This window comes from Sutcliffiella horikoshii, from assembly GCF_044809035.1.
Taxonomy (GTDB): domain Bacteria; phylum Bacillota; class Bacilli; order Bacillales; family Bacillaceae_I; genus Sutcliffiella_A; species Sutcliffiella_A horikoshii_G.
On sequence record NZ_CP085237.1, the window covers coordinates 2705889 to 2728321 of the forward strand.

The window sequence follows — 22433 nt, forward strand, 5'->3', positions numbered from 1 at the left end:
TGAGTAAATAAGGATGAGGGATTTTATGCAAGAGAAATGTTGAAACACATAAAAATTGCAGATTCTTAACAAAAAAAATTAAAAAACCGTCCACAACTACAAATGTGAACGGTCCATACTCTTATTCTTTAGCCCTGCTTAATACTCCCCGCTATCTCCAATAACTCACGGGCATGCTCCTTCGTCAAAGAAGTAATCTCGACACCAGAAATCATCCGGCCAATTTCACGGACCTTTTCGTCCTGATCCAACCCACGCACCTTCGTTTTTGTGCGCTCACCGGATACTTCCTTGCTGATGAAAAGATGGGTGTCTGACATAGCCGCGACTTGAGGTAAGTGGGAGATACAAAGTACTTGCGAATCAACCGAGACCTGATATATCTTCTCGGCGATAGCCTGTGCCACCCTGCCGCTGACTCCTGTATCAACCTCATCAAAAATAATGGAAGTGATTCCTTGATGTCTGGAGAAAATACTCTTCAAAGCAAGCATAATCCTTGAAAGCTCTCCGCCAGAGGCGACTTTTGCCATTGGCTTTAACGGTTCTCCCGGGTTTGTAGTAAGGTAGAACTCCACAACATCCACACCATTTTTACCAAACACGACCTCACCGGATGCCTTTTCTTTTTTCACATCCATGTTCACATCAAAGATCGCTTTTTCCAAATACAGATCTTTTAGCTCTTTATGGATGCTTTTCATCAATTTCTCGGAAGCTTTTCTACGTGCATCAGTTAGAGATTTTGCTTCAAGTGCAAGATCTTGTTTGAGCGACTCTAATGACTCCTGAAGTTGATGTATGTGCGAATCACGGTTTTGGAGCGTCTCTAGTTCCTCTTCTATCTTAGAAGCATATTCCAAAACTTCAGCAACCGTAGAGCCGTATTTCCGTTTTAGCTGTTTAATCTCATTTAACCTTCCTTCAATAAAATCAAGACGGTTTGGATCAAATTCAAGCTGATCTATTTCATCTCTAATGCGGTAAGAGAGCTCTTCCAATTGATAATAAGAATTAGAGATAATTTCGTGAACATCTTTAAGTTTTTTATCGATTTCCTCCAGACCCTCGGATTCAGACATGGCTTGTCCGACCCAATCAAGCCCCTTTTGTTCACCATGCATCGCATAGTAACAGTTGTTAAGCGATTGATATAGACGTTCGTAGTTGCTGATTTTATTTCGTTCCTCGAGCAGCTCATCCTCTTCATTCACGGTTAATTGCGCGTTGCTGATTTCTTCTGCCTGGAACTGCAATAAATCAAGGCGATGCGCAACCTTTTGTTCATTTTCTGTGAGTTCTAGCAACCTTTTTTCGACGTCCTTAAAAGATGTATAAATATTTCTATATTCTTTAAGTTCCTTTTGCACAGCCACTCCGCCAAACTGATCTAAAAGAGATAGGTGCAAATCTGGGTCCATTAGTTCTTGATGTTCATGCTGCCCATGAATATCCACCAATGTTTGCCCGACTTCCCTTAACAGGGCAATGGTCACAAGCTTGCCGTTAACACGGCAGACACTTTTGCCGGTTGCATGGATTTCTCGTCTTAAGACGACCATTTCATCTTCAATTTCTATACCAAGTTCCTGACAAACTTTATAAGCAGGATGATTGGTATCCTCAAGAAGGAATAGCCCCTCCAACTCTGCTCTTTTTTCACCAAAACGGACAAATTCGTGGGAGCCTCTTCCACCTGCCAATAAGTGAATGGCATCGATGATTATGGATTTACCTGCTCCGGTTTCCCCTGTTAAAACGGTTAGCCCCTTGTCAAAAGAAACTGAAAGGGATTCAATAATAGCAAAATTCTTTATGGTCAACTCTGCAATCATACCATCACATCCTCGCGTGATTTTATAACATATTTATAATACGATCGGAAAGTTCTTTTGCATCCTCCGGCGTGCGGCAAATGATTAAACATGTATCATCTCCGCAGATTGTTCCGAGGATTTCCGACCAATCCAGGTTATCAATCAATACACCAATAGCATTGGCATTACCTGGCATTGTTTTCATGACAATCATGTGGCCGGCGATGTCTATTTTAACGAATGCATCCATTAAAGAGCGTTTTAGTTTTTGCAAAGGATTGAACCGTTGATCTGCCGGAAGGCTATATTTATATCTGCCGTCTAGAAGCGGAACTTTTACGAGGTGAAGTTCTTTGATGTCTCTTGAAACAGTAGCTTGGGTTACATTGAACCCCAAACTTTTTAAACGATCGACAAGCTCGTCCTGTGTTTCAATTTCGCTATTTGTAATCAATTCTCTGATTTTTATGTGTCTTTGGCCCTTTGTCATGTTGGCACCCCTTAAATGATCTATATACCTTTTTTACCTAGCTTTATGTTAATGGAAACCTTTCAATATGTAAAAGAAAAAAGGAACAACCATCGTAATAGTTATTCCCCTTTTTCAACCTTCAATTGTTGGTGAGCATCTGCAACAAGATCCGATACAGAAGTGCCGAGATGGTTTGCGGCATTTTCTTCTGAATGCCCGTTCCACTGCAGATGAAGGAGGAATTCAATGTTCCCCTCTCCCCCTTTAATTGGAGAGTAAGAGGCATTCATCACGTCATATCCTTCCTTCAAGCTGAAATCAATGATTTTCTCCATCACCGCTTCGTGTGTCTTCGGTTCGCGGACAATACCTTTTTTCCCGACCTGGTCTCTTCCTGCCTCAAACTGAGGCTTAACAAGAGCTACCACGTTGCTTCCTGAAACAAGCAGAGTTTTTAAGACCGGTAAGATTAATTTCAGTGAAATAAATGATACATCGATGCTTGCAAAATCTGGCATACCTTCGTTCAGATCCACCGGAGTAACGTACCTGAAATTTGTTCGTTCCATCACGACAACTCGCTCATCTTGACGAAGTTTCCACGCAAGTTGATTGTACCCCACATCAAGGGCGTAGCTTAGCTTTGCACCATTTTGCAAAGCACAATCGGTGAATCCGCCCGTAGAAGCACCTATATCTAGAAGTATCTTGTCTTTCACATCCAAGTCAAAGACTTTTAACGCTTTTTCTAGCTTTAATCCGCCTCGACTTACATATGGCAAGACATTGCCTTTTACCGTCAAAGGTGCATCCATTGCTACTTTTTCTCCTGGCTTGTCCAGGCGTTGTTCATTTGAATATACAAGTCCTGCCATAATAGAGCGCTTCGCTTTTTCCCGTGTTTCCACAAGCCCACGCTCCACTAAAAGTACATCTACTCTTTCTTTTTTCGCCATATATCCTTAAGCCCTTTTTTGTTTTCTTCTAGCTGCAATCAATTTAACGTTTTCTACGACTTTTTCTGTTGTTAAATCTATTTCCTGTAGCAGCTCCTTCACGCTTCCATGTTCAATAAAGCGATCAGGAATTCCCATTCTTACAACACGGTTCGTATAGCCATGATCGCTTGCAAACTCAACAACCGCACTACCGAATCCGCCTTGAAGAACAGCTTCTTCAATCGTTACAAAAGGAATGCCTGACTTGAAGAGGTCATGCAATAACGCCTCATCCATCGGTTTAATGAATCTTGCATTCACCACTTTCACCGACAGGTTTTCTTTTTTAAGATAATCAGTAGCTTCAAGTGCCATTCCAATTGTCGTTCCGAATGTCAAGATGACCGCGTCAGTTCCCTCTTTCAGAACCTCCCATGAACCAATTGGAAGCTCTTTTAATTCCTCATCCATTTTGACGCCTAAACCGTTGCCGCGCGGATAGCGAAGCGCAATAGGGCCATCATCATATTTATTAGCTGTATACACCATATGCTGGCCTTCGTTTTCATCTTTTGGCATCATAAGCACCATATTTGGTAAATGTCTTAAAAAGGCGATGTCAAAAACACCTTGATGCGTTTCGCCATCTTCCCCAACCAAACCGGAACGGTCAATTCCAAAGAATACATTTAAGTTTTGTCGGCATACATCATGGACGACTTGATCGTATCCACGTTGCAAGAAGGTAGAATAGATTGCTAAAAATGGTTTCATTCCTTGTGTTGCAAGACCTGCAGCCATCGTGACAGCATGCTGTTCTGCGATTCCCACATCAAACATACGGTTTGGGAATTCTTTTGCAAAAGTCTCGAGCTTGGACCCAACAGGCATGGCAGGTGTTAAAGCAACGATTCGCTCGTCTTCACGCGCAAGCCTTCGGACCGTTTCACTCACCACACTACTCCACGCAGGCGGTCCGCCAACAGGCTTAAGGAAATCACCTGTGTCAATTTTATATGGACCGGTTCCGTGCCATGTACCAATTGTGTCCAGTTCAGCAGGCTCATAGCCTTTTCCTTTTTTCGTAACCACATGAATCAAGACAGGCCCTTCTGTCTTCTTAGCATATTTAAGATTTTCAATTAAATCGTTATAATTATGTCCATCAATAGGTCCTAAGTACGTAAAACCTAGTTCTTCGAAAAACATCCCGCTGACAACGAGGTATTTCAAACTGTCTTTGATGCGCTCAGCCGTTGACGCCAGTTTCCCGCCAACTGCAGGTATTTTCTTAAGAAGCACTTCCAGTTCGTCTTTTACCCAATTGTATTTACCGGCCGTACGCATTCTTCCAAGCGCGCTGTGCAAGGCTCCGACATTTGGTGCAATGGACATTTCATTATCATTCAAAATGACAATCATGTCTTTCTTTTCGTGCCCGATATGATTCAAGGCTTCCAGTGCCATTCCGCCAGTCAGAGCGCCATCGCCGATAATCGGAATAACATATTCGTCGGTACCTTTAATGTCTCTCGCAGCAGCCATTCCCATCGCTCCGGAAAGAGAGGTGGAAGAATGTCCGGTCTCCCAAACGTCATGCTCGCTCTCATTTCTTTTCGGAAACCCACAGAGACCTTTGTATTTACGCAAAGTACCAAAATCACAGGCTCTTCCAGTAAGGATTTTATGAACGTATGCTTGGTGCCCAACGTCCCATAAAAACTTGTCTCTAGGGCTGTCAAATACTTTGTGAAGGGCAACAGTAAGTTCAACCACTCCAAGATTAGGCCCTATATGGCCGCCTGATGTGGAGAGCTGTTCAATCAGAAAACGTCTGATATCTTCACTAAGGCTCTCCAATTCCTCTATAGACATCTTCTTTAAAAATTGCGGATTTTCAATCTTTGTAAGATCCAAAAGGGATCACTCTCTTTCCTTGCTAATTTCGCTTATTTTTACGCTTTTTATTTTCTTTCAACACAACGATGTTAAACTTGTCTTCCAGTATATAAAACAGCCTTCCCACTTGGAACAGGATTGGTGTCGAGTATCGAATTGCCATGGACTTTCCAAATGCCTTTCCTCCAACAGTAACCGCCGCGACAACACTCGTGAATACGACTGCTACAATATAGTGAAACAAGGAGTCCTCTGTTTGCCCCACTGATATGGTGAAGGAAATGACAACGATTGCTGATGCGGTCCCGCTGATAATCCCAGAAATATCGCCGATAACGTCATTACAAAAACTTGCAAACCTATCCGCATTCCTGACAATCTGAATCGCCTGCTTGGAACCGTTTACCCTTTCTGCCGCCATGGCATGAAACGGAATTTCATCTGCTGCCGTAGAGGCAATACCAAGCATGTCGAAAAAGATCCCGATGAAGACGATGATAAAGACAATGACCATTCCCACTGCCCATGTTACTCCTGAAAGCAGGTAGGTGGAAACGATTGAAAAAATAGCCGCTAACACGAGTGTGATAACGGCGATAGCTAAACTCCAATTTATTGCATCTTTCCATTTATTAACCATAGTATAAAATCCCAACTCTATATAAGTAAGCTTTTGTAGTTATCCTACATTTTATTATAGACAATAATTATTAATCCACCAAACTTCAATCGTTTATTATGTAAAAGTGGTCATGCATTGAGTAAAAACTGCGGCTTAGGTCCAGTAGGTTTTCCCAAGCAAGTACCAGATGTCGCCATACTGGCGGTTTCCCTTTAAACCTGCCTTAGCCGTGTCGCCAGCGACTAGACTGGATTACCACTTAGTCCGCACTATAATCCCCAATACATGTCTTAATTTCAGAACAGTCTAGGAGTTTTCCTCTACAGCCCTTAAACCTTGTCTTAGCCTCTTTTGCAGAACGGATTTCATATGGAATACATAGATAGATTCACTGGCCTAGCGAATAGATCCCATACCATAATCCCCTCCGACTCCACTCAAGGCAGGCTACGCTGTTTATGTCCAACCCAGTTAGACATATTACAGGTTTATCACCATTCCACCACTTGCTCCCCTAGGGGATAAACAAGGATAAGAATGGGCCTCCACGGAAGTAGGGTCTTCGCCCACATGCCATTGTGGATCGCCCTACTGCCTTAACTCCCAGCATCAACCCAAGGCTGGGCGCCTCAAGCCGACACAAGGAACTTCATCGATGTGCCCTTTAGCGGATTTTTAGGCCCGCCTTCAGAAAAGGTGGACTGACTAGAATACTGCACCACTCATTTGTACCATATACTATACCACAAAAAGAGGAAATGCTCAATTTTAGCCGCTCTTTTTGTCGATTAATGGTCCCTTTTGGCAATTAAGTCGCAAAGTTGCACCAAAAGATCCGACTCCAACGGAATCTCACCTAGTATATGTTTTGCTTCTTTTATATGATATTCCAGTTTTTCTTTTGCGCCATTCATTGTTAAAAGGGACGGATAGGTTACTTTTTCATTTAATGTATCAGAACCTACCGGCTTGCCGATTTTAGTCGCATCCCCTTCGATATCGAGTATGTCATCCCTGATTTGGAATGCAAGGCCCAAGTGGTCTGCGAAAAGTTCTAACTTGGCTATCTGTTCCTCTGTAGCATCGCCTAGTATGGCGCCTGCCACTATACTGTAGCCGAGAAGTTTCCCAGTTTTATTTCTATGTATATATTCAAGGTCTTGAAGCGAAAGTTGTGCTCCTTCTCCCTCCATATCCGCAACCTGTCCTCCAACCATCCCTCTTGGCCCTGAAGCTTTTGCTAATTCCTTCATGAGGGTGACAACTTTTATGGAATCAACGCCATGGTTCAACAAATCTTCCATCACTTCAAAGCTGTGCGTCAACAGGGCATCCCCAGCCAAAATGGCCATTGCCTCGCCGAAAACCTTGTGGTTCGTTGGTTTTCCCCGTCTGAAATCATCGTCGTCCATACTCGGAAGATCATCGTGCACTAAAGAGTATGTGTGGATCATCTCCACCGCACAAGCAACTGGCATTCCGAGTTCTTCTTGTTTACCAAAAGACTTCAATGTCGCAAGTACTAACAGTGGTCTGAGTCTTTTCCCTCCTGCTTTTAGGGAATAGTTCATGGATTCAATTAAAACTTCCGGTGCTTCAACAGAATTCATATAAGAATAGAGGGCATCCTCCACCAATTTCTTTCTATCTTTCATAAAAGTTTGTAAATCCATCACCTGTGACAATTAAGCTTCATCCTCCTGTACTTGGAATGACTCCAACTCGCCGTTTTCTTTTAAAATATGTTCCATTTCTTCCTCTACATGTGAAAGCTTGTCGTGGCAAAGCTTGGACAATTTCATTCCTTCTTTATAAAAAGAGATCGCTTCTTCCAATGGAACATCTCCTTCTTCCAGCTTTTCCACAATAGTCTCCAACTCTTTCATTGCTTCTTCAAATGTAACTTCCTTTTTTTCAGTCATTTATGTTTTCGCTCCTTTACTTCTTGAATTTCACATTCCAACCGACCATCTTGAAGGTGAACCTGTATGGTATCTCCTTTTTCCGCCTGGCTGACATTTTTTATAATGGTGCCGTCTTCCTGGTAAGCAAGGCTGTATCCTCTGTTCATAATCTTAAGGGGGCTTAACGCATCCATTTTAGATATTTTATGTTGAAATTCCCATTGTTTCTTTTGTAACGTTTGTTGCATCTGCTTGGTTAGCAACTTCGTCCGCTGTTCTAGTGTAAGCTTTTCTGCTTCCCATTGCTTTTTCGGGTGGTTTCTAGCAAGCCTTCCAGATAACTGCTCCCAGTTTACATGCTTACGTTCCACCATTCTTTTCATGGCCGTTTCTAAGTCATCCATGGTCCGATCAAGGTCCTGTTGCTTTTGCGCATAAAGATTTTTAGGGAATCGGAACGCATATGATTTTTGCAGTGCTGTCAGCCTGTCCTTGTAATGCTGCATCAATTTGTTCGAAGCCCTATGCAACCTAAATTTCCGGTCTGAAAGGCGCTCCATCAATTCGTTTATATGCGGAACAGCCAATTCTGCCGCTGCAGTTGGGGTCGGTGCACGCATATCCGCTACAAAGTCCGCAATCGTAAAGTCTGTTTCATGACCTACTGCAGAAATGATCGGCAACTTAGATGCAAAAATCTCTCTTGCTACGATTTCTTCGTTAAAGGCCCAAAGTTCCTCAATCGACCCTCCACCACGCCCCACAATAAGAACATCGAGTTCAGGCTGAATGTTTGCGGTTTGAATTGCCTTTACAATGGATGGTGCTGCATTTACCCCTTGCACTAGAGCAGGAATAACGATTATTTTCGTCAATGGATATCTCCTTTTCAAGGTGGTGATGATATCCCTGACAGCCGCTCCCGTTGGCGAGGTGATGACCCCTACAGCACGGGGGTATTTTGGCAACGTTTTTTTGTATTCAGAGGCAAACAAACCTTCCTGGGAAAGTTTCTTTTTCAACTCTTCATACGCTAAAAACAGGCTGCCGACACCATCTGGTTGCATTTCTTTTATGTACATCTGATAGGAGCCATTTGCTTCATAAACCGTTATTTCTCCACGAACAAGCACCTTCATCCCTTCTTGTGGTTTGAAGGCAAGGTTGCGGTTTTGACCTGCAAACATGACAACCTGAAGGCGTGCGTTTTGGTCTTTAAGCGTAAAGTACATATGCCCTCTGCTATGTTGTTTGAAATTGGATATTTCCCCTTTTAGCCACACATCTTGCAAATGAGGGTCCACATCAAATTTTCTTTTTATGTATTTCGTTAGAGCAGTAACCGTTAAGTACCTGCGTTCACTCATATAAGTTAACTCCTTTTTGAAGCATGGTAATACGAAAAAAAGACGGAAGAACCTTAAGTCCCATCCATCTTCTAAGATACCATATTAACTGGAAAACGTCTTGTTTTCACTTGCCTCGTTTTGGGCTGATTGTAACGTATTGTGTAAAAGCATCGTAATCGTCATCGGACCTACCCCTCCAGGTACAGGTGTGATAAAGCTTGCTTTTTCTTTCACCGCTTCAAAATCCACATCTCCACACAGTTTGCCTGTATCAAGCCTGTTGACTCCAACATCAATTACTATTGCCCCATCCTTTACATATTCAGGACCGATTAGTTTGGCACGTCCAACAGCCGCAATCAAAATATCAGCCTGTTTAGTAATGGAAGCCAAATCCTTGGTGCGAGAATGACAATACGTAACGGTAGCATCTTCTTTCAGCAGTAATTGACCGACCGGCTTGCCCACAATATTACTTCTTCCGATCACGACAACATGCTTACCGGAAATAGAAACATCAAGGGATTTAATCATTTCCACAATTCCATAAGGCGTACAAGGAAGGAATGATTTTTGATCGATCATCATTCTACCGATATTAACAGGATGAAACCCATCCACATCTTTATTAGGGGATATATGTTCAATAATAGCCAGTTCATCAATATGATCAGGCAAAGGTAACTGCACCAAAATGCCATGAACAGAAGCATCGTCGTTAAAGTAGGTTATCCTCTCCAACAGTTCATTTTGTGTAATAGAACTAGGATACTTTTCCAAAATACTTCGAATTCCTGCTTCCTCACAAGCCTTCTGTTTCGCTCTAACATAGGATTGAGATGCTGGGTCTTGTCCTACTAAAATTACAGCCAAGCTTGGTTGGATATTCTTTTCTGTATGTAGCTCAGAAACCTTTTCCTTAATAAAAGCTCTCTTTTCCATTGCAAGATCTTTACCTGATACTATTACTGCTGACATGAATAGCTCCCCCTTTTATGCTACTACTTATGCATTATTTTCAATGGTAGTTTTTACTTTAGAAAGGACGGCGTTGATGAATCCGCTTGATTTGTCATCACCAAATGTTTTGGCAAGCTCGATTGCTTCATTCATGCTGACATTTACCGGGATTTCTTCAACAAACATCATTTCAAATACAGTCATGCGAAGAATGGTACGGTCCACTGTACCAAGACGAGCAAGTGACCATTTTTCCAAGTGGGCTTTCAACGTGGAATCGATTTCTTCCTGATGCTCTTTCGTACCAAGCACGATACTGGTTAAGAATTCATCTGGTTTTTCTCCTTCTTCTAATACGTTTGCGATTGCTTCGTCCGGCGCTATGTCACTTATATCCATTTGAAAAATGGCTTGAAGCGCCTTTTCTCTTGATTCACTACGTTTCATTGTTCGATCTCCTTATCGTGCCTATACTAGTATAAAAAGATAATAGCACATTTTTATCAAAAAACACATGTTTTTCATTCGTTTTTTACCTTATTTACATACAAAATTATCACATATTCATTAAATGTTCGGAATTAACCGTTTTCATTCTATGCTCTGGGGGAGCTTGAAAGGTGTAATTCTTCTATTTAACTATGTCAGTTTCATCTTTACCGAGATAATACCCCACTATACTTTTCAATAAAGTCTAGTTAAAAGTAGCGACTAAAATTGTACCTAATTATGTGGGGGAACACAAGGGAAACTTGGGACCGTACCTTTCTTTAGCAAAAAAAATTGTAGACACCCTTCTAATGAGAGTGCCTACAAGGTGGAGTCATATTAAATTTCTTGTTCTACTTCTACATCATTTTTTTGTGCTTCAAACTGTACTCCGACTACGTGAATATTAACTTCTGTGATTTCCAAAGCAGTCATATTCAACAATGCTTGACGGATATTATCTTGTACTTTTTGGGCAACTGTCGGGATGGAAATACCAAACTGCATCACACAGAATACATCCACTTTAATGCCTTCTTCAGAAAGATCGACTTTTACGCCTTTTCCGTGGTTCTTTTTCCCGAGTCTCTCTACCACACCGGCAGCAAAGTTACCGCGCATCGCCATAACGCCTTCCACTTCGGAAGCAGCAATACCAGCAATAACTTCAATGACTTCTGGAGCAATTTCGACTTTGCCAAGTGAATTGTTGTTTTCCATTTCCAATAAGTTTCTTTCGCTCATAATTAACCCTCCTAAAAATAGTTAAGAATTCATGACATCATATTTCTCAAGAAATTTCGTATTAAAGTCCCCATCTTTGAACTTTTCGTGATCCATTAGTTTCAGATGGAAAGGAATCGTAGTATGAACGCCTTCAATAATAAATTCGCTTAACGCACGTTTCATTCGTGAGACAGCTTCTTCACGTGTTGCTCCATAAGTGATTAGCTTTGCCACCATGGAATCGTAATATGGCGGTATGCTATAACCGGGGTAAACAGCGGAATCCACCCGAACTCCAAGACCACCTGGCGGAAGGTACATCCCAATCTTCCCAGGAGAAGGCATAAAGTTCTTTTCAGGATTTTCAGCATTGATACGGCACTCAATCGACCATCCGTTGAAAACGACATCTTCTTGCTTCAGAGATAATGTTTCCCCAGATGCGACCCGAATCATTTCTTTTATTAGATCCACCCCTGTTACCATTTCGGTTACAGGATGCTCTACTTGGATACGGGTGTTCATTTCCATGAAGTAGAATTTTCTATTCTGATAGTCATAAATAAATTCTATCGTACCTGCACCCATATAGTCCACTGCTTCAGCAGCTTTTACTGCCGCATCACCCATTTGAGCACGAATTTCTTCGTCTAGTACAGGTGACGGAGTTTCTTCTACAAGCTTTTGCAGACGGCGTTGGATGGAACAATCACGCTCACCCAGGTGGATGGTATTCCCGTGACCATCTGCCATTACTTGAATTTCGACGTGGCGGAAATCTTCAATGAATTTTTCTAAATACACGCCTGGATTACCGAAGGCAGTTGCTGCTTCCTGCTGTGTAATGGAAATGCCTTTTTTTAGTTCTTCTTCATTTCTGGCAACACGGATACCTTTTCCTCCACCGCCTGCCGTAGCTTTAATGATAACAGGATAACCAATATCATTAGCAATTGTAATGCCATCGTTAATATTTTCAATGATCCCTTGAGAACCGGGAACAATGGGAACACCAGCTTTACGCATCGTTTCACGCGCAACATCTTTCGTACCCATCTTGCTAATCGCTTCAGGACTTGGCCCTACAAATGTAATGTTACATTCTCGGCAAAGCTCGGCAAAATCTGCGTTCTCCGCTAGGAATCCGTATCCAGGGTGGATGGCATCCGACGCCGTAAGTTTTGCCACGCTGATGATGTTGGTAAAATTAAGATAGCTGTCTTTGGAAGTTTTCGGTCCCACACAATACGCTTCATCTGCCAACTGCACATGAAGGGATTCTTTATCCGCTTCCGAATACACCGCTACTGTCTCGATATCCATTTCTTTACATGCACGAATGATTCGTACCGCTATTTCTCCTCTATTGGCAATCAATAATTTTTTTATCATGAGTGTCGCCCCCTCCTTATACTGTTTTTACAAGGAATAAAGGTTGACCATATTCTACTAATTGGCCATTATCAACCAGAACCTCGACAATTTCGCCTTTGACTTCTGCTTCTATTTCATTAAACAGCTTCATCGCTTCTACGATACAAACGACAGAGCTTTCGCCCACTTTGTCCCCTTCTTGCACATATGCCGCTTGATCAGGTGATGGAGAAGCATAAAATGTTCCAACCATCGGGGATGTGATTTTATGTAAGTTTGCGTCTTCCTGTTTAGGTGCCGCTGTTTCTTGTTTAGTTTCTGCAGCTGGCGTTTGAGCTTGCTGAACAGGTGCTTGTGGTGCTTGAGCCTGTTGTGGTGCCGCTTGTGGTGCTGGTGCAGCTACTTGTTGGGTGCTCACGACAGTTTGCGCCGCATGCTTCTTCATTTTAATTTTGGAACCTTCATTTTCATACGTGAATTCATCTATATTGGATTGGTCAATCAACTTAATAATTTCTCTGATTTCTTGGATCTTTAACATATTTGGTTCACTCCTCGGTCCTTTTGATGATTAGTTGCTGCCTAGCTGTTGATTTGTTGTTGCCTGGCTGTTGCTATGTACATTTTAACAAAGTAGTTCATATTCATCATACGATACAAGCTCCTGAAATTCAACTAAAAATAGTAATAGATATTATTACCTAGTGCTAAGTTCGGGTGTTGCGGTGAATTTCTGGTGAGTGTTGCTTTGTATAAGTGAATGAAAACGCTTTAGTTATTATTATAGGGGATTTTGGGTGTGGTGGATAGGGGGTTAGGGAGATGCAGCACTCATTTAGAGTGGGAGATGTGGAGGTTGTCCGAAGATTTGCGGATTTTGACTGAAGTTTTCGGAAAGTTGACCGAAGATTTTGCGTAGTTGACCGAAGTTTCAGGAAAGTTGTCCGAACCAATTTTTTAAGTGGCCGAACATCTGAAATTCTTGTCCGAACTACTACGTCTAATTGTCCGAACCCATGTATAAATCAGTATAAAAATGTCCGAAGTCACGAAGAGTGTGGCCGAACCATTTTAAACGCGATTAAAACACCCTTATTTCTTTTGTTCTTCACAAATTTTACGTTAATTCCCACAAAAGTTAAGCAGCACACTGTCACCAACGTCTGATTTTCGCTAAATGTCCGAAGTTTTCCGGAAATTGACCGAAGATTTTAGAAAGTTGACCGAAGTTTCTACATAGTTGACCAAAGTTTCCCGAAAGTTGACCGAACCAATTTTCCAAATGACCGAACACCGCGAATTCTTGTCCGAACGACTACCTCTATTTGTCCGAACACTTCTCCAAATCAGGACTATAATGTCCGAAGTTACGAATAATTTGTCCGAACCAATTTAATCACCCCAAAAACACCCTCATTTCATAAGTTTTTCCGCGAATTCCACACGATTTTTCATCAAAAGTTCAAAAGACTAATTTGCTAAAAGCTTTCAACTAAACCCCTTCTCCCAAAATAAAAAGATTTTAAAAAAATTGTCATATCTTGCAGGAGTAACCTTCCACTTTGTCAAAACTTATTACATAAATAAAAGGAGTTGTATGCCTATGATCATATTGAAAGAGCGTGAAATGTCTTTGAAAATCAAAGTATTAGAAGCTTTAAGTCGGCGCCTGCCTGCCTCACACCACATGTTGCCGAGAATACAATCAGATCTTGGGAAAAACATAGCTGGTTTTAAAGGAGAAGAGTCACTCAACTACTACTTGGAATTGTTACCCGACACAGCGGGAGAGTTTTATGTTTTACAAGATATAAGGCTACCATTTAAAATGCATCACTTTCAAATTGACACACTTTTAATCTTTCCTACTTTTCTCCTCATATTAGATGCGAAGTATATGAAGGGAACCCTCGAGTTTGACCCAGCCTTTCAACAACTCATTCAAAAAATCACCGAAAATGAAGTCGAGAAAGCTATCACCTACTCCGATCCTATTATCCAAGTGCAGACCCAACTCAGTAAATTCAAAACCTGGCTAAAAGAGTTGAAAATCCCACCTGGCCCTAGTGAAAGTTTAGTAGTTATTGCGAACTCACGGGCAGAAATTAGATGTATTTCTCACCCCAATCTCGTAAAAAACATGGTAGTACGCAATTCAGGCGTTGAATCAAAAGTTAAAGAATTCACACAAAAACACACTAAATTAATTTGGGATGCAAAAGGTTTGCGTAAACTAAGCTCGCTTATTATCAAAAAGAACGAGCCTATCACCTTTATAGATCTGGAGAAAGATTATGGGGTAACTTCGAATTGTATACTCAAGGGTGTGGAGTGCCCGAAATGTCTTAATATTGGTTGTGAGAAAGTATTTGGTACTTGGCTTTGTCAAAAATGCAACAACACTTGTAGAGATGCACATCGGAAACTTTTAACAGATTATAAGTTATTAGTTGGCCCTACTATCACTGTTTCCGAGTTTCAAATGATAACAGGAATAATAAATGAACGTACTGCTAGACGTTTATTGCTTTCATCTGGTCTTTCATATGCTGGTAACACAAGTCAAAGAGTCTACTATCTATAACAAAAAACCGAAACCCCCACTATCCCAGGGCTTCGGCACTTTGCCTAACTTATATTATTCGCCGCCTTCTTCTGTTGCTGGTGGGAAGTCGAATGCGATGTCTTCGTTACGTACGTCTTTGAATTCTTGGCGTACCATGTGATAGATATCGTTTGCCATTTGAGGTGAGTGTGCTGCCGTTTTGACTGTAATTTTGATTTTTCCGTCAGTTACGCGAACAAGTGCATCATCTACGTCCTTGTGGGAACGGATGGTGGATTCTAGGATCAGTTCTTTTTCAGAGATTTGAGCAAGTTCGTTGTATTGGTCGACCGCTTTGGAGATTTCTTCTGCCGGAAGGTCTGTACTTGCCATCATTTCTTTTAATTCTGCACGGTGAACGCTGCGAAGGTTTTCCAGTTCATAGCGCATTTCTGCTAATGTCTCGTCTGAAGAGATGTATTTGACTACAGCACTGCCATCTTCCTCTGTAGCTTCTTCCCCTTCAACGCCTTCTGCACCTTCTGTTCCATCAGTTTCTTCTGTTCCTTCTTCACCATCAGTTCCAGCTGCTTCGCCTTCTTCACCGCCGTGATTTTCAGCGGTTTCCGTGGCTGCCGGTTGTTCTGTGGCATCGTTTGCCAGTTGTTCGCCGGCTTGTTGATCACCGATAAAGTAGTAAGCAGATAAGACAAATACTAGACTTAGCATGGTTAGTAACCAGACAGTTTGTTTTTTTAATAACATGGATTTATTCCCCCTCGGTTTTTTTCGGAAGTACGGCCACTTTGTGCTGTGGTACGTCTAGCACTCTGGTGACAGCTTCCAATATCATTTGTTTAACATGTATATTTTCAGCGCCCTTAGCTACAATCAGAACTCCGCGTATGACCGGTTTTTTGGTTTCGGTTACCACCGGAATTTCTTGTTCATTCTTCCTGATGACGAGGACTTGTTCTTCTTCTGAGGTATCAGTGACATCGCGTTTCCCACCTTGCTGGTCAGTTTCGACGGTTGTTTGCTGTGAGGTGGTTGTGTTTGTCTGAAAGACTTTCTTTTCGGAGGCATCGATATTTACGACGACAGAGACGTCATTAACTCCGGTGATTGCTTCCAGTGCATCTTTCAACTGATTCTCAAAGCTTGCCTCGTAATCAGAGATAGTAGAAGGTGCGTTGGCATCGTCATTGTGTCCAAACACTGGTTCATCTTCTGTTTCTTGCTGTTTCATGGCTGGCAAAATGCCGCCGTCTGGAGAGTTTGCAGTATCCTCTCCAAAGAACAGATTTCCGAATAAAATGGTCCCTACACCAATGACGAGTATGACCGTCATGTATTGGTATTTTGCTTTTTTATCTTTTGACTGATTGTTAAGCAGAGATTTTAGCCATGGAATGAATGCCTGGTTTTTCTTTTCCACCTTGTACTAATCCCCCCCTTCGACTGCTACTGAAATATTGGTTGGTTGTAGTTGCCAACGATCTGCTAGGAAATTTGCTATTTTTCCTTCTTCTTTTGAGGAAGGAGCTGGTTCCTTTTGTCTGGAGGTGTCAATTTGAACAGGTGTTACAACTTGAATGGCTGTCTCTTCTTCTGCTTGTTCGAGTAGAATCACAACGGACTCTATATTTTCCTCTATGGGCATTTCTGTAAGCTGGTCCTCATTTTTCACGACAATTTGTAAGTCTTTCACGGTTAAACCATAGCTTCCCTTCAACTCCTCCTCCACATCTTCTTTCATTAGGACAGCCGCTTTATTTAAAATGTATGCAGCATGGGAGGCTTGTATTTCTTTTTTCTTCATTTCTATTAAATTTTCTGTGTTTTCTTTTGATGTGTAAGAAGAATGCGTGGTCATCTTAGCAAAAAGTTCATCCATATCTGTTGATAACAGCTTTAGGATGGGGGTAAGAATGACGATGATCAGAAGAAGACCAATCACTAGTTTCGTATATTTCTGCATGGAAGAATTCGGAAGCAACATTTCTACCACGGTTGCTAAAAGGATAAATAGAATAATACTGGTTATCCATTCCGTTAAGTAACTCATCGTATTCCCCCCTTACCTGACCATGACGGTTATATTTCCAGCTGCAATGATGACCGTAATGCTTAAAAAGAACATAAAGGATACAATGGCCAGCGCAGCAAAAATATAGATAATACTTTTGCTGATAATATCGAGACATTTAATGACGGTCCCACCACCTAGAGGTTGAAGCAACGCCGCAGCAAGTTTATAGATAATTGCTATAGAAAGAATTTTTACTGCCGGGAATGCAGCCAGTAAAATTAGCGTGGCAACACCGAGGATCCCGACTGTATTTTTCAGTAATACAGAAGCTGTGATAACGGTATCTGTCGCGTCTGTAAACATTCTGCCAATCACAGGAATAAAGTTCCCGGTCACAAATTTGGCTGTTCGAATAGCGATCCCGTCTGTCACCGCTGCCGTTGCACCTTGTACGGAAATAACCCCAAGGAATACGGTTAAGTAGATACCTAGAATTCCGATGCTTACATTTCGCAATAATTGTGCAAGCTGGGTTACTTTGTAATGCTCACTTAGTGTGCTGACAATGCTTAAGATTGCTGAAAGAAACAAGAGCGGAAGCACGACATATTGGATCAGCAGGCCACTCGTATTCATTAAAAATAAAATGATAGGATGAAAGAAAGCTGCCGATACCAAACCGCCTGATGACGCAATAAGAGCGATAAGCAGTGGAACTAAGGCAATGATGAACCCTGTCATAGCGGTAATTGCTTCTAGTGTGTAAGAGATAACAATGTGGAAACTGTTGAGCGCAATGATGATCAGGACCATGAACACGACACTATAGGCCACTTTACTGACCGTTTTTTGCTCAAAAGCATTTTGTAGCGTTTGTAGGAACATGCTGAAGATCGTTAGTAAAATAAGGCTTCCTAATAATTTTCCGTTTGCAAGCAGTTCATGGAATAAGTATTTCAGAAAGCCCTTTGACCATTCTTCCATGGAAAAGGACTTGTCCCCTTTTACAAATTCCATAAAAGATCCTTTTTGGCTTTCTGGCAAAAATCCACCATACTCGTCCATGACTTCTTCCCAGTACACCTTAATTTCTTCTACATCAATCCCTTCAATCTGTTCTGATACCAATTCTGACGGCGTAGAGGGCGAGGCTTGTACTACTTCAAATGGAAGGAAAAGTAGGATCAACAGGGCTGCAATGATTGCAAAAAAGAGTTTCATTGATATGCTCCCCTCTGTAGGTATTTTAAGAAGGAATGAGATTAATAATGGTTTCGATGATGACAGTCAAAATGGGAATCGCCATCGCCAAAATTAATATTTTTCCGGCTAATTCAATTTTAGATGCGATGGCACCCTGGCCGGCGTCCTTTGTAATTTGTGCACCGAACTCTGCGATATAGGCGATTCCAACGATTTTGAGAATGGTCTCGACGTAAATCAAATTTACATTGGCATTAATGGCAATCCGTTCTAGCATGCGGATGACATCAAATACTTGCTCTACTAAAAATATGAAGATGGCACAACCGACAAATACGACTAACATGAAGGCAAATGTCGGTTTTTGCTCTTTTACTACTAACGCAAGAAACGTGGCGATTAAGCCAAGACCTACTATTTGGAGAATTTCGATAGGTCAACACCCCTTATCATTGGAACAGGAATACTGATTTGATTCTTTTGAATAGATCGTCGACGATGCTTGCTACCATAAAAAGAATGTAGATGAATCCGAGTAGGGTTACCCAGTGTGCGTATTCTTCTTTGCCGAGTTGTTTCAGCACGGTGTGCAGGAAAGCTACGACGATACCGATGCCGGCGATTTTAAATATTACGTCTACTTCAATGCCCATGGACGCTCCTCCTATTTTTTGCGGTTTGCTTTGTTACGTTCACGCCGCTGTTCCTTTCCGCAAATGACTTCGCTTTCCGCGGGGCGACCTTGAGCCTCCTCACAACGCTTGCGGGGTCTCAACATTGTCGCTACTCCCCCGCTGGAGTCTTCGTCATTTGCTCCAATCCACAGCTAGAAGACTTCAATTATTAACAGCTGCCTTCTACTTTTTGTCCGGTTAAATCAGTAAAATTACCAGCAGTAATCCTGATAGGACTCCGAGGCTTTTGACCATTCGTTCGTAGCGGTTTTGTTTGTCGCGGGCATCCAGTTCTTCGCGTTCAAGGTGTGTCAGGGCCAGTTGGATGTGCTTTTGTTGGGTGTAGCGATCATGTTGCCCGAGTGTTTCGCCGAATTGTTTCATGATTTCGAGTTCAGCGGTTTTATATGCAGTGTTTTTCCATACGTCATCCAAACTTTCTTGCCAGGCTTCTTTTACGGTAAGACTTGCTTTGTCCAATTTATTGGAGAAGCTTTCAAAGAACCAGGAAAGCGGCTTTTCCAGTTGTTTGGCGATGTTTTTTGTCGCATCCGCAAGAGGTGTGTGGCCATACATAATTTCAGCTTCCAGCGACTGCAATGCTACCTTTAGCTGTCTTAACTGCCTGGGTCTTTCTGTCAGGTGCCTGGCTGCTTCAAACCCTGCCCAGGAAGTTGCCACTAGGATTAAGACTGCACCAATTAGTTTAATCATTTCCTCACACCCTCTTCCCGGTAGATCTCCTCGCCATGTTCATTCACTATTCGCTTGATGGAACCGGGGCCGTTTGACCTGGACAGTTCCACAAATCGTTTTACTGCCCGGTACGATAAGATTTCCCGAAGACTCGGTCTGCTTTTCAGCTCATCAAATGAAAAAGCATGTACCGACATGAGAAGCCCCACTCCTGCATTAACCGCTTCCATGACTGCCTCACTGTCTTCCATTCTGCCAATCTCATCTACCACGATGACATCTGGACTCATGGAGCGGATCATCATCATCATGCCTTCTGCTTTTGGACAGCTGTCAAGCACATCTACCCTTTGTCCCAAATCATGCTGAGGAATTCCGTGGACACAGCCCGCAATTTCAGAACGTTCATCCACGATTCCCACCTTGCATGATGCCACTCGCTTTTCCTCACTCCCTGTACTCATAATTCTAGCCAGATCCCTAAGCAACGTCGTTTTGCCGGTTTGCGGAGGTCCTATCACCATTGTGCTGAGCCATCTGCTATTTTCGTATAGATATGGAATTAACGGTGTGGCAACTCCAATTTTTTGTTTGGCAATACGGATATTAAAGGAAGATACGTCTCTAATTGCCTTCACTTTCCCCTGCTCTGTAATCACTTTTCCAGCCAGTCCCACACGATGTCCGCCTGATATCGTGATATAACCTCGTTTAAGCTCTTCTTCCAGTGCATAGATGGAATGCTTGCTAATTTTATTTAAAATGTGCATGGCATCAGTTGCTGTCACCATATATGCCGGAAAATATGGAGTTCCGTCTACAATCAATTCCAAAGGCCGATTTACCCGAACTCGGATTTCTTCCATCCTCTCCAGTAACGGTGGTGATAGTGTATCAATCACACCGGTAATTTCGGGTGGTAATACGGTAGTAACACTTGCAAGCATACATATCCCCTTCTTGTCCTATTGTTACTTACAATGTATGCGCCCTTGGACAATATATAACAACGGAATACAATTTCTCATTTATAGATGCCAAATAAGATAAATCCCAATCCAATGGCAATATATATCATTTTAGAAAACGAAATCTCGTCTGCCATGCTAATCAGACCAATCATCATGGTGGATATAAAAATGATCGGTCCCACTACCGCTAACATCGAGTTCACGACAACAGCTTTTTTCACATCATTTAAGCTGAGCATGATAATGGCAGCAGTAATTTCTAATAATCCGGAAAAGATTCGAATCCCTGCCATGGATAGAACAGATGGATCAAAGTGACTGAATAATTTTTTCAATAGAATTCGTCCTCCCTCTTGCAACTACACAACTAGAGCACCTTGTACAACCTATGCTGGGAAGATTAAAAGAAGAAGTAAAAAAAACGCATCCTCCATAGAGAATGCGCACTCTTATTATTCAAATTTATTCCAATTTATAAGCTCATCAAGTGGAAGACGAGTTTTTTCAAAACCTGCTTTCGCGCCCTTGCCTAGGGAGATTAACATGATAGCCTCGTAGTTTTCTGGTACATTGAATTCTTTTATGAATTTTGTTTCATCGTATCCGCCCATCGGAACGGTATCATAGCCTTTTGCTTTAGCTGCCAGCATTAACTGCATAGCGACAAGACCACCATCTATGTGAGCAATTTTCGCTAAGCGTTCTTTTGGAAAAGATCCGTAACCATCCAAAATGCTGTTAACGTACATGTCTTTCACGTCTTCCGGCATTCTTCCCTTTTCAGCAATTGCACTATAAATACGATCGGCATTCTTGTATGCTTCTCTGTCTCCAAGTACAGCGATGACCACGGAAGCATCGACAATTTGTTGCTGGTTATTAGCGATTGGCAATAAACGCTCTTTTTCTTTTTGATCTTCAATAACTAGAAATCTCCAAGGTTGTAGATTACTAGATGATGGAGCAAGAGTAGCTGTTTCTAAAATCTCCAGTATTTCACTTTTATCCATTTTGAATTCAGGATCATATTGACGTACAGAGCGGCGTTCTTTGGCAACAGTCAGAAAATCTGTATCCTCTAACTGCTTTGGAGCCTCTTTCGTAGTGTCTATTTCTTTTACTTTATTTAAATATTCTTCTTTACTCATCGTGTTTTTAGACATATTCATTCCCCTTTAACTGTATTTTATACAAGAACAGTATAGGTCTTTAACTGTTCCTTTGTCAACTACAGTTAATCATGACAAAATAAAAAAGCGAAACAGCAATGTTTCACTTTTTCATTAAATCAGCTATCGTCTTTTGTTCTAATCCCGTTACAACCCAGCCTTCCATTTCATCACGCAGTTTACAGAGGGATTCGCGCGTAGTGGGAGCAAAACATTCTTTACTTTCTACATTAAAAAACCCTTTAGGAAACGTTTCTGCTTTCATTGCATCATATACTTCGGACAATTTGATTTCACTAGGGTCCTTTACAAGAAAATAGCCACCATCCCGGCCTTCTTTCGCTTGTATCAATTCAGTTTTGACCAGATGCCTTAATATCTTTCTTAAAAATTCAGATTTAGAATCAAGTTTCTCAGCCAATTTTCCGCTCGGACATAGGCCTTCATTATTAGCAAGCACCACAAGTGCCTGAATCGCCATACTAAACCACTTTGTACTCGTTACCTTTTCAGCCATTGTTTCACCTCTTCATCTACCCTTCATTCTGAAACATCTCCCATAAAAAGTCAAAGTGTTTAGGAAGCTTTGTGGG

Annotated in this window: 25 protein-coding genes; 1 reads left to right on the top strand and 24 read right to left on the bottom strand. The window is 41.8% G+C overall.

Going from position 1 to position 22433, the window contains the following annotated elements:
• Nucleotides 1-128: 128 nt before the first annotated feature.
• The 13 genes from recN to accB form a co-directional block, all read right to left on the bottom strand.
• On the bottom strand, nt 129-1835 hold the full coding sequence (gene recN, locus LG307_RS14125) for a DNA repair protein RecN (RefSeq protein ID WP_404443092.1): 1707 nt from the start codon (nt 1833-1835) through the stop codon (nt 129-131).
• Nucleotides 1836-1857: 22 nt separating this feature from the next.
• Nucleotides 1858-2307: a transcriptional regulator AhrC/ArgR gene (gene ahrC / locus LG307_RS14130; RefSeq protein WP_404443095.1), complete on the bottom strand. Its 450-nt coding sequence runs from the start codon at nt 2305-2307 to the stop codon at nt 1858-1860.
• Between the two features lie 101 nt (nt 2308-2408).
• The gene (locus tag LG307_RS14135; RefSeq protein WP_404443097.1) at nt 2409-3245 is read right to left on the bottom strand and encodes a TlyA family RNA methyltransferase; all 837 of its coding nucleotides are present in this window, start codon (nt 3243-3245) and stop codon (nt 2409-2411) included.
• A 6-nt stretch (nt 3246-3251) separates the two neighbouring features.
• Nucleotides 3252-5144 (bottom strand): 1-deoxy-D-xylulose-5-phosphate synthase, encoded by a 1893-nt coding sequence (gene dxs / locus LG307_RS14140; protein ID WP_404443100.1) that lies wholly within the window; start codon nt 5142-5144, stop codon nt 3252-3254.
• Between the two features lie 22 nt (nt 5145-5166).
• Nucleotides 5167-5766 (bottom strand): hypothetical protein, encoded by a 600-nt coding sequence (locus LG307_RS14145; protein WP_404443103.1) that lies wholly within the window; start codon nt 5764-5766, stop codon nt 5167-5169.
• A gap of 770 nt (nt 5767-6536) precedes the next feature.
• Complete coding sequence (locus LG307_RS14150; protein ID WP_404450464.1) at nt 6537-7421, bottom strand: polyprenyl synthetase family protein; 885 nt, start codon at nt 7419-7421, stop codon at nt 6537-6539.
• A 12-nt stretch (nt 7422-7433) separates the two neighbouring features.
• On the bottom strand, nt 7434-7670 hold the full coding sequence (locus LG307_RS14155) for an exodeoxyribonuclease VII small subunit (protein WP_404443106.1): 237 nt from the start codon (nt 7668-7670) through the stop codon (nt 7434-7436).
• Nucleotides 7667-9019 carry an exodeoxyribonuclease VII large subunit gene (xseA, locus tag LG307_RS14160; protein WP_404443108.1) on the bottom strand — a complete coding sequence of 451 codons (1353 nt, stop codon included), beginning with the start codon at nt 9017-9019 and terminating at the stop codon, nt 7667-7669. The genes LG307_RS14155 and xseA overlap by 4 nt, the downstream gene beginning before the upstream one ends.
• An 84-nt stretch (nt 9020-9103) precedes the next feature.
• Complete coding sequence (gene folD, locus LG307_RS14165) at nt 9104-9979, bottom strand: bifunctional methylenetetrahydrofolate dehydrogenase/methenyltetrahydrofolate cyclohydrolase FolD (RefSeq protein ID WP_404443111.1); 876 nt, start codon at nt 9977-9979, stop codon at nt 9104-9106.
• A gap of 27 nt (nt 9980-10006) precedes the next feature.
• Nucleotides 10007-10408, bottom strand: coding sequence for a transcription antitermination factor NusB (gene nusB / locus LG307_RS14170; protein WP_404443114.1), 402 nt, complete (start codon nt 10406-10408; stop codon nt 10007-10009).
• A 381-nt stretch (nt 10409-10789) separates the two neighbouring features.
• A complete protein-coding gene (locus tag LG307_RS14175; RefSeq protein WP_404443117.1) occupies nt 10790-11194 on the bottom strand; it encodes an Asp23/Gls24 family envelope stress response protein in 405 nt (134 codons plus the stop codon).
• Between the two features lie 21 nt (nt 11195-11215).
• Complete coding sequence (gene accC, locus LG307_RS14180) at nt 11216-12568, bottom strand: acetyl-CoA carboxylase biotin carboxylase subunit (RefSeq protein ID WP_404443119.1); 1353 nt, start codon at nt 12566-12568, stop codon at nt 11216-11218.
• Between the two features lie 16 nt (nt 12569-12584).
• A complete protein-coding gene (gene accB, locus LG307_RS14185; protein WP_404443122.1) occupies nt 12585-13091 on the bottom strand; it encodes an acetyl-CoA carboxylase biotin carboxyl carrier protein in 507 nt (168 codons plus the stop codon).
• 1062 nt (nt 13092-14153) lie between these two features.
• Between accB and LG307_RS14190 the strand changes: the two genes are divergently transcribed.
• Nucleotides 14154-15134 (top strand): nuclease-related domain-containing protein, encoded by a 981-nt coding sequence (locus LG307_RS14190; RefSeq protein ID WP_404443124.1) that lies wholly within the window; start codon nt 14154-14156, stop codon nt 15132-15134.
• A 54-nt stretch (nt 15135-15188) separates the two neighbouring features.
• Here the strand turns inward: LG307_RS14190 and LG307_RS14195 are convergent, their stop codons facing one another.
• From LG307_RS14195 to LG307_RS14245, 11 genes are all read right to left on the bottom strand, one after another.
• On the bottom strand, nt 15189-15860 hold the full coding sequence (locus LG307_RS14195) for a SpoIIIAH-like family protein (RefSeq protein WP_404443127.1): 672 nt from the start codon (nt 15858-15860) through the stop codon (nt 15189-15191).
• A gap of 4 nt (nt 15861-15864) precedes the next feature.
• Nucleotides 15865-16533: a stage III sporulation protein AG gene (spoIIIAG, locus tag LG307_RS14200; RefSeq protein WP_404443130.1), complete on the bottom strand. Its 669-nt coding sequence runs from the start codon at nt 16531-16533 to the stop codon at nt 15865-15867.
• 6 nt (nt 16534-16539) lie between these two features.
• Nucleotides 16540-17163, bottom strand: a complete 624-nt coding sequence (spoIIIAF, locus tag LG307_RS14205; RefSeq protein ID WP_404443132.1) for a stage III sporulation protein AF — start codon at nt 17161-17163, stop codon at nt 16540-16542.
• 12 nt (nt 17164-17175) lie between these two features.
• Nucleotides 17176-18348: a stage III sporulation protein AE gene (gene spoIIIAE / locus LG307_RS14210; RefSeq protein ID WP_404443135.1), complete on the bottom strand. Its 1173-nt coding sequence runs from the start codon at nt 18346-18348 to the stop codon at nt 17176-17178.
• 25 nt (nt 18349-18373) lie between these two features.
• The gene (gene spoIIIAD / locus LG307_RS14215) at nt 18374-18763 is read right to left on the bottom strand and encodes a stage III sporulation protein AD (RefSeq protein ID WP_404450465.1); all 390 of its coding nucleotides are present in this window, start codon (nt 18761-18763) and stop codon (nt 18374-18376) included.
• A 16-nt stretch (nt 18764-18779) separates the two neighbouring features.
• Nucleotides 18780-18983, bottom strand: a complete 204-nt coding sequence (spoIIIAC, locus tag LG307_RS14220; RefSeq protein WP_010194848.1) for a stage III sporulation protein AC — start codon at nt 18981-18983, stop codon at nt 18780-18782.
• Nucleotides 18984-19202: 219 nt separating this feature from the next.
• On the bottom strand, nt 19203-19718 hold the full coding sequence (gene spoIIIAB, locus LG307_RS14225; protein WP_404443138.1) for a stage III sporulation protein SpoIIIAB: 516 nt from the start codon (nt 19716-19718) through the stop codon (nt 19203-19205).
• Nucleotides 19715-20647, bottom strand: a complete 933-nt coding sequence (gene spoIIIAA / locus LG307_RS14230; protein ID WP_404443141.1) for a stage III sporulation protein AA — start codon at nt 20645-20647, stop codon at nt 19715-19717. The genes spoIIIAB and spoIIIAA overlap by 4 nt, the downstream gene beginning before the upstream one ends.
• 77 nt (nt 20648-20724) lie before the next feature.
• Nucleotides 20725-21006 (bottom strand): YqhV family protein, encoded by a 282-nt coding sequence (locus LG307_RS14235; RefSeq protein WP_404443144.1) that lies wholly within the window; start codon nt 21004-21006, stop codon nt 20725-20727.
• A gap of 117 nt (nt 21007-21123) precedes the next feature.
• Entirely contained in the window at nt 21124-21834 is a 711-nt protein-coding gene (locus LG307_RS14240; protein ID WP_404443147.1) for a nitroreductase family protein, read from the bottom strand.
• Nucleotides 21835-21943: 109 nt separating this feature from the next.
• Nucleotides 21944-22357, bottom strand: coding sequence for an RrF2 family transcriptional regulator (locus LG307_RS14245; protein WP_404443149.1), 414 nt, complete (start codon nt 22355-22357; stop codon nt 21944-21946).
• Between the last annotated feature and the right edge of the window lie 76 nt (nt 22358-22433).

What these genes read in the sequence shown, in the direction of transcription:
- LG307_RS14195 (WP_404443127.1), bottom strand. Translation starts at nt 15,860, where the DNA reads ATGTTATTAAAAAAACAAACTGTCTGGTTACTAACCATGCTAAGTCTA.
- ahrC (WP_404443095.1), bottom strand. Translation starts at nt 2,307, where the DNA reads ATGACAAAGGGCCAAAGACACATAAAAATCAGAGAATTGATTACAAAT.
- spoIIIAF (WP_404443132.1), bottom strand. Translation starts at nt 17,163, where the DNA reads ATGAGTTACTTAACGGAATGGATAACCAGTATTATTCTATTTATCCTT.
- LG307_RS14245 (WP_404443149.1), bottom strand. Translation starts at nt 22,357, where the DNA reads ATGGCTGAAAAGGTAACGAGTACAAAGTGGTTTAGTATGGCGATTCAG.
- LG307_RS14175 (WP_404443117.1), bottom strand. Translation starts at nt 11,194, where the DNA reads ATGAGCGAAAGAAACTTATTGGAAATGGAAAACAACAATTCACTTGGC.
- recN (WP_404443092.1), bottom strand. Translation starts at nt 1,835, where the DNA reads ATGATTGCAGAGTTGACCATAAAGAATTTTGCTATTATTGAATCCCTT.
- LG307_RS14155 (WP_404443106.1), bottom strand. Translation starts at nt 7,670, where the DNA reads ATGACTGAAAAAAAGGAAGTTACATTTGAAGAAGCAATGAAAGAGTTG.
- LG307_RS14240 (WP_404443147.1), bottom strand. Translation starts at nt 21,834, where the DNA reads ATGTCTAAAAACACGATGAGTAAAGAAGAATATTTAAATAAAGTAAAA.
- spoIIIAA (WP_404443141.1), bottom strand. Translation starts at nt 20,647, where the DNA reads ATGCTTGCAAGTGTTACTACCGTATTACCACCCGAAATTACCGGTGTG.
- nusB (WP_404443114.1), bottom strand. Translation starts at nt 10,408, where the DNA reads ATGAAACGTAGTGAATCAAGAGAAAAGGCGCTTCAAGCCATTTTTCAA.
- LG307_RS14135 (WP_404443097.1), bottom strand. Translation starts at nt 3,245, where the DNA reads ATGGCGAAAAAAGAAAGAGTAGATGTACTTTTAGTGGAGCGTGGGCTT.
- spoIIIAC (WP_010194848.1), bottom strand. Translation starts at nt 18,983, where the DNA reads ATGGGCATTGAAGTAGACGTAATATTTAAAATCGCCGGCATCGGTATC.
- spoIIIAB (WP_404443138.1), bottom strand. Translation starts at nt 19,718, where the DNA reads ATGATTAAACTAATTGGTGCAGTCTTAATCCTAGTGGCAACTTCCTGG.
- folD (WP_404443111.1), bottom strand. Translation starts at nt 9,979, where the DNA reads ATGTCAGCAGTAATAGTATCAGGTAAAGATCTTGCAATGGAAAAGAGA.
- LG307_RS14190 (WP_404443124.1), top strand. Translation starts at nt 14,154, where the DNA reads ATGATCATATTGAAAGAGCGTGAAATGTCTTTGAAAATCAAAGTATTA.
- xseA (WP_404443108.1), bottom strand. Translation starts at nt 9,019, where the DNA reads ATGAGTGAACGCAGGTACTTAACGGTTACTGCTCTAACGAAATACATA.
- LG307_RS14150 (WP_404450464.1), bottom strand. Translation starts at nt 7,421, where the DNA reads ATGGATTTACAAACTTTTATGAAAGATAGAAAGAAATTGGTGGAGGAT.
- accC (WP_404443119.1), bottom strand. Translation starts at nt 12,568, where the DNA reads ATGATAAAAAAATTATTGATTGCCAATAGAGGAGAAATAGCGGTACGA.
- LG307_RS14145 (WP_404443103.1), bottom strand. Translation starts at nt 5,766, where the DNA reads ATGGTTAATAAATGGAAAGATGCAATAAATTGGAGTTTAGCTATCGCC.
- accB (WP_404443122.1), bottom strand. Translation starts at nt 13,091, where the DNA reads ATGTTAAAGATCCAAGAAATCAGAGAAATTATTAAGTTGATTGACCAA.
- spoIIIAE (WP_404443135.1), bottom strand. Translation starts at nt 18,348, where the DNA reads ATGAAACTCTTTTTTGCAATCATTGCAGCCCTGTTGATCCTACTTTTC.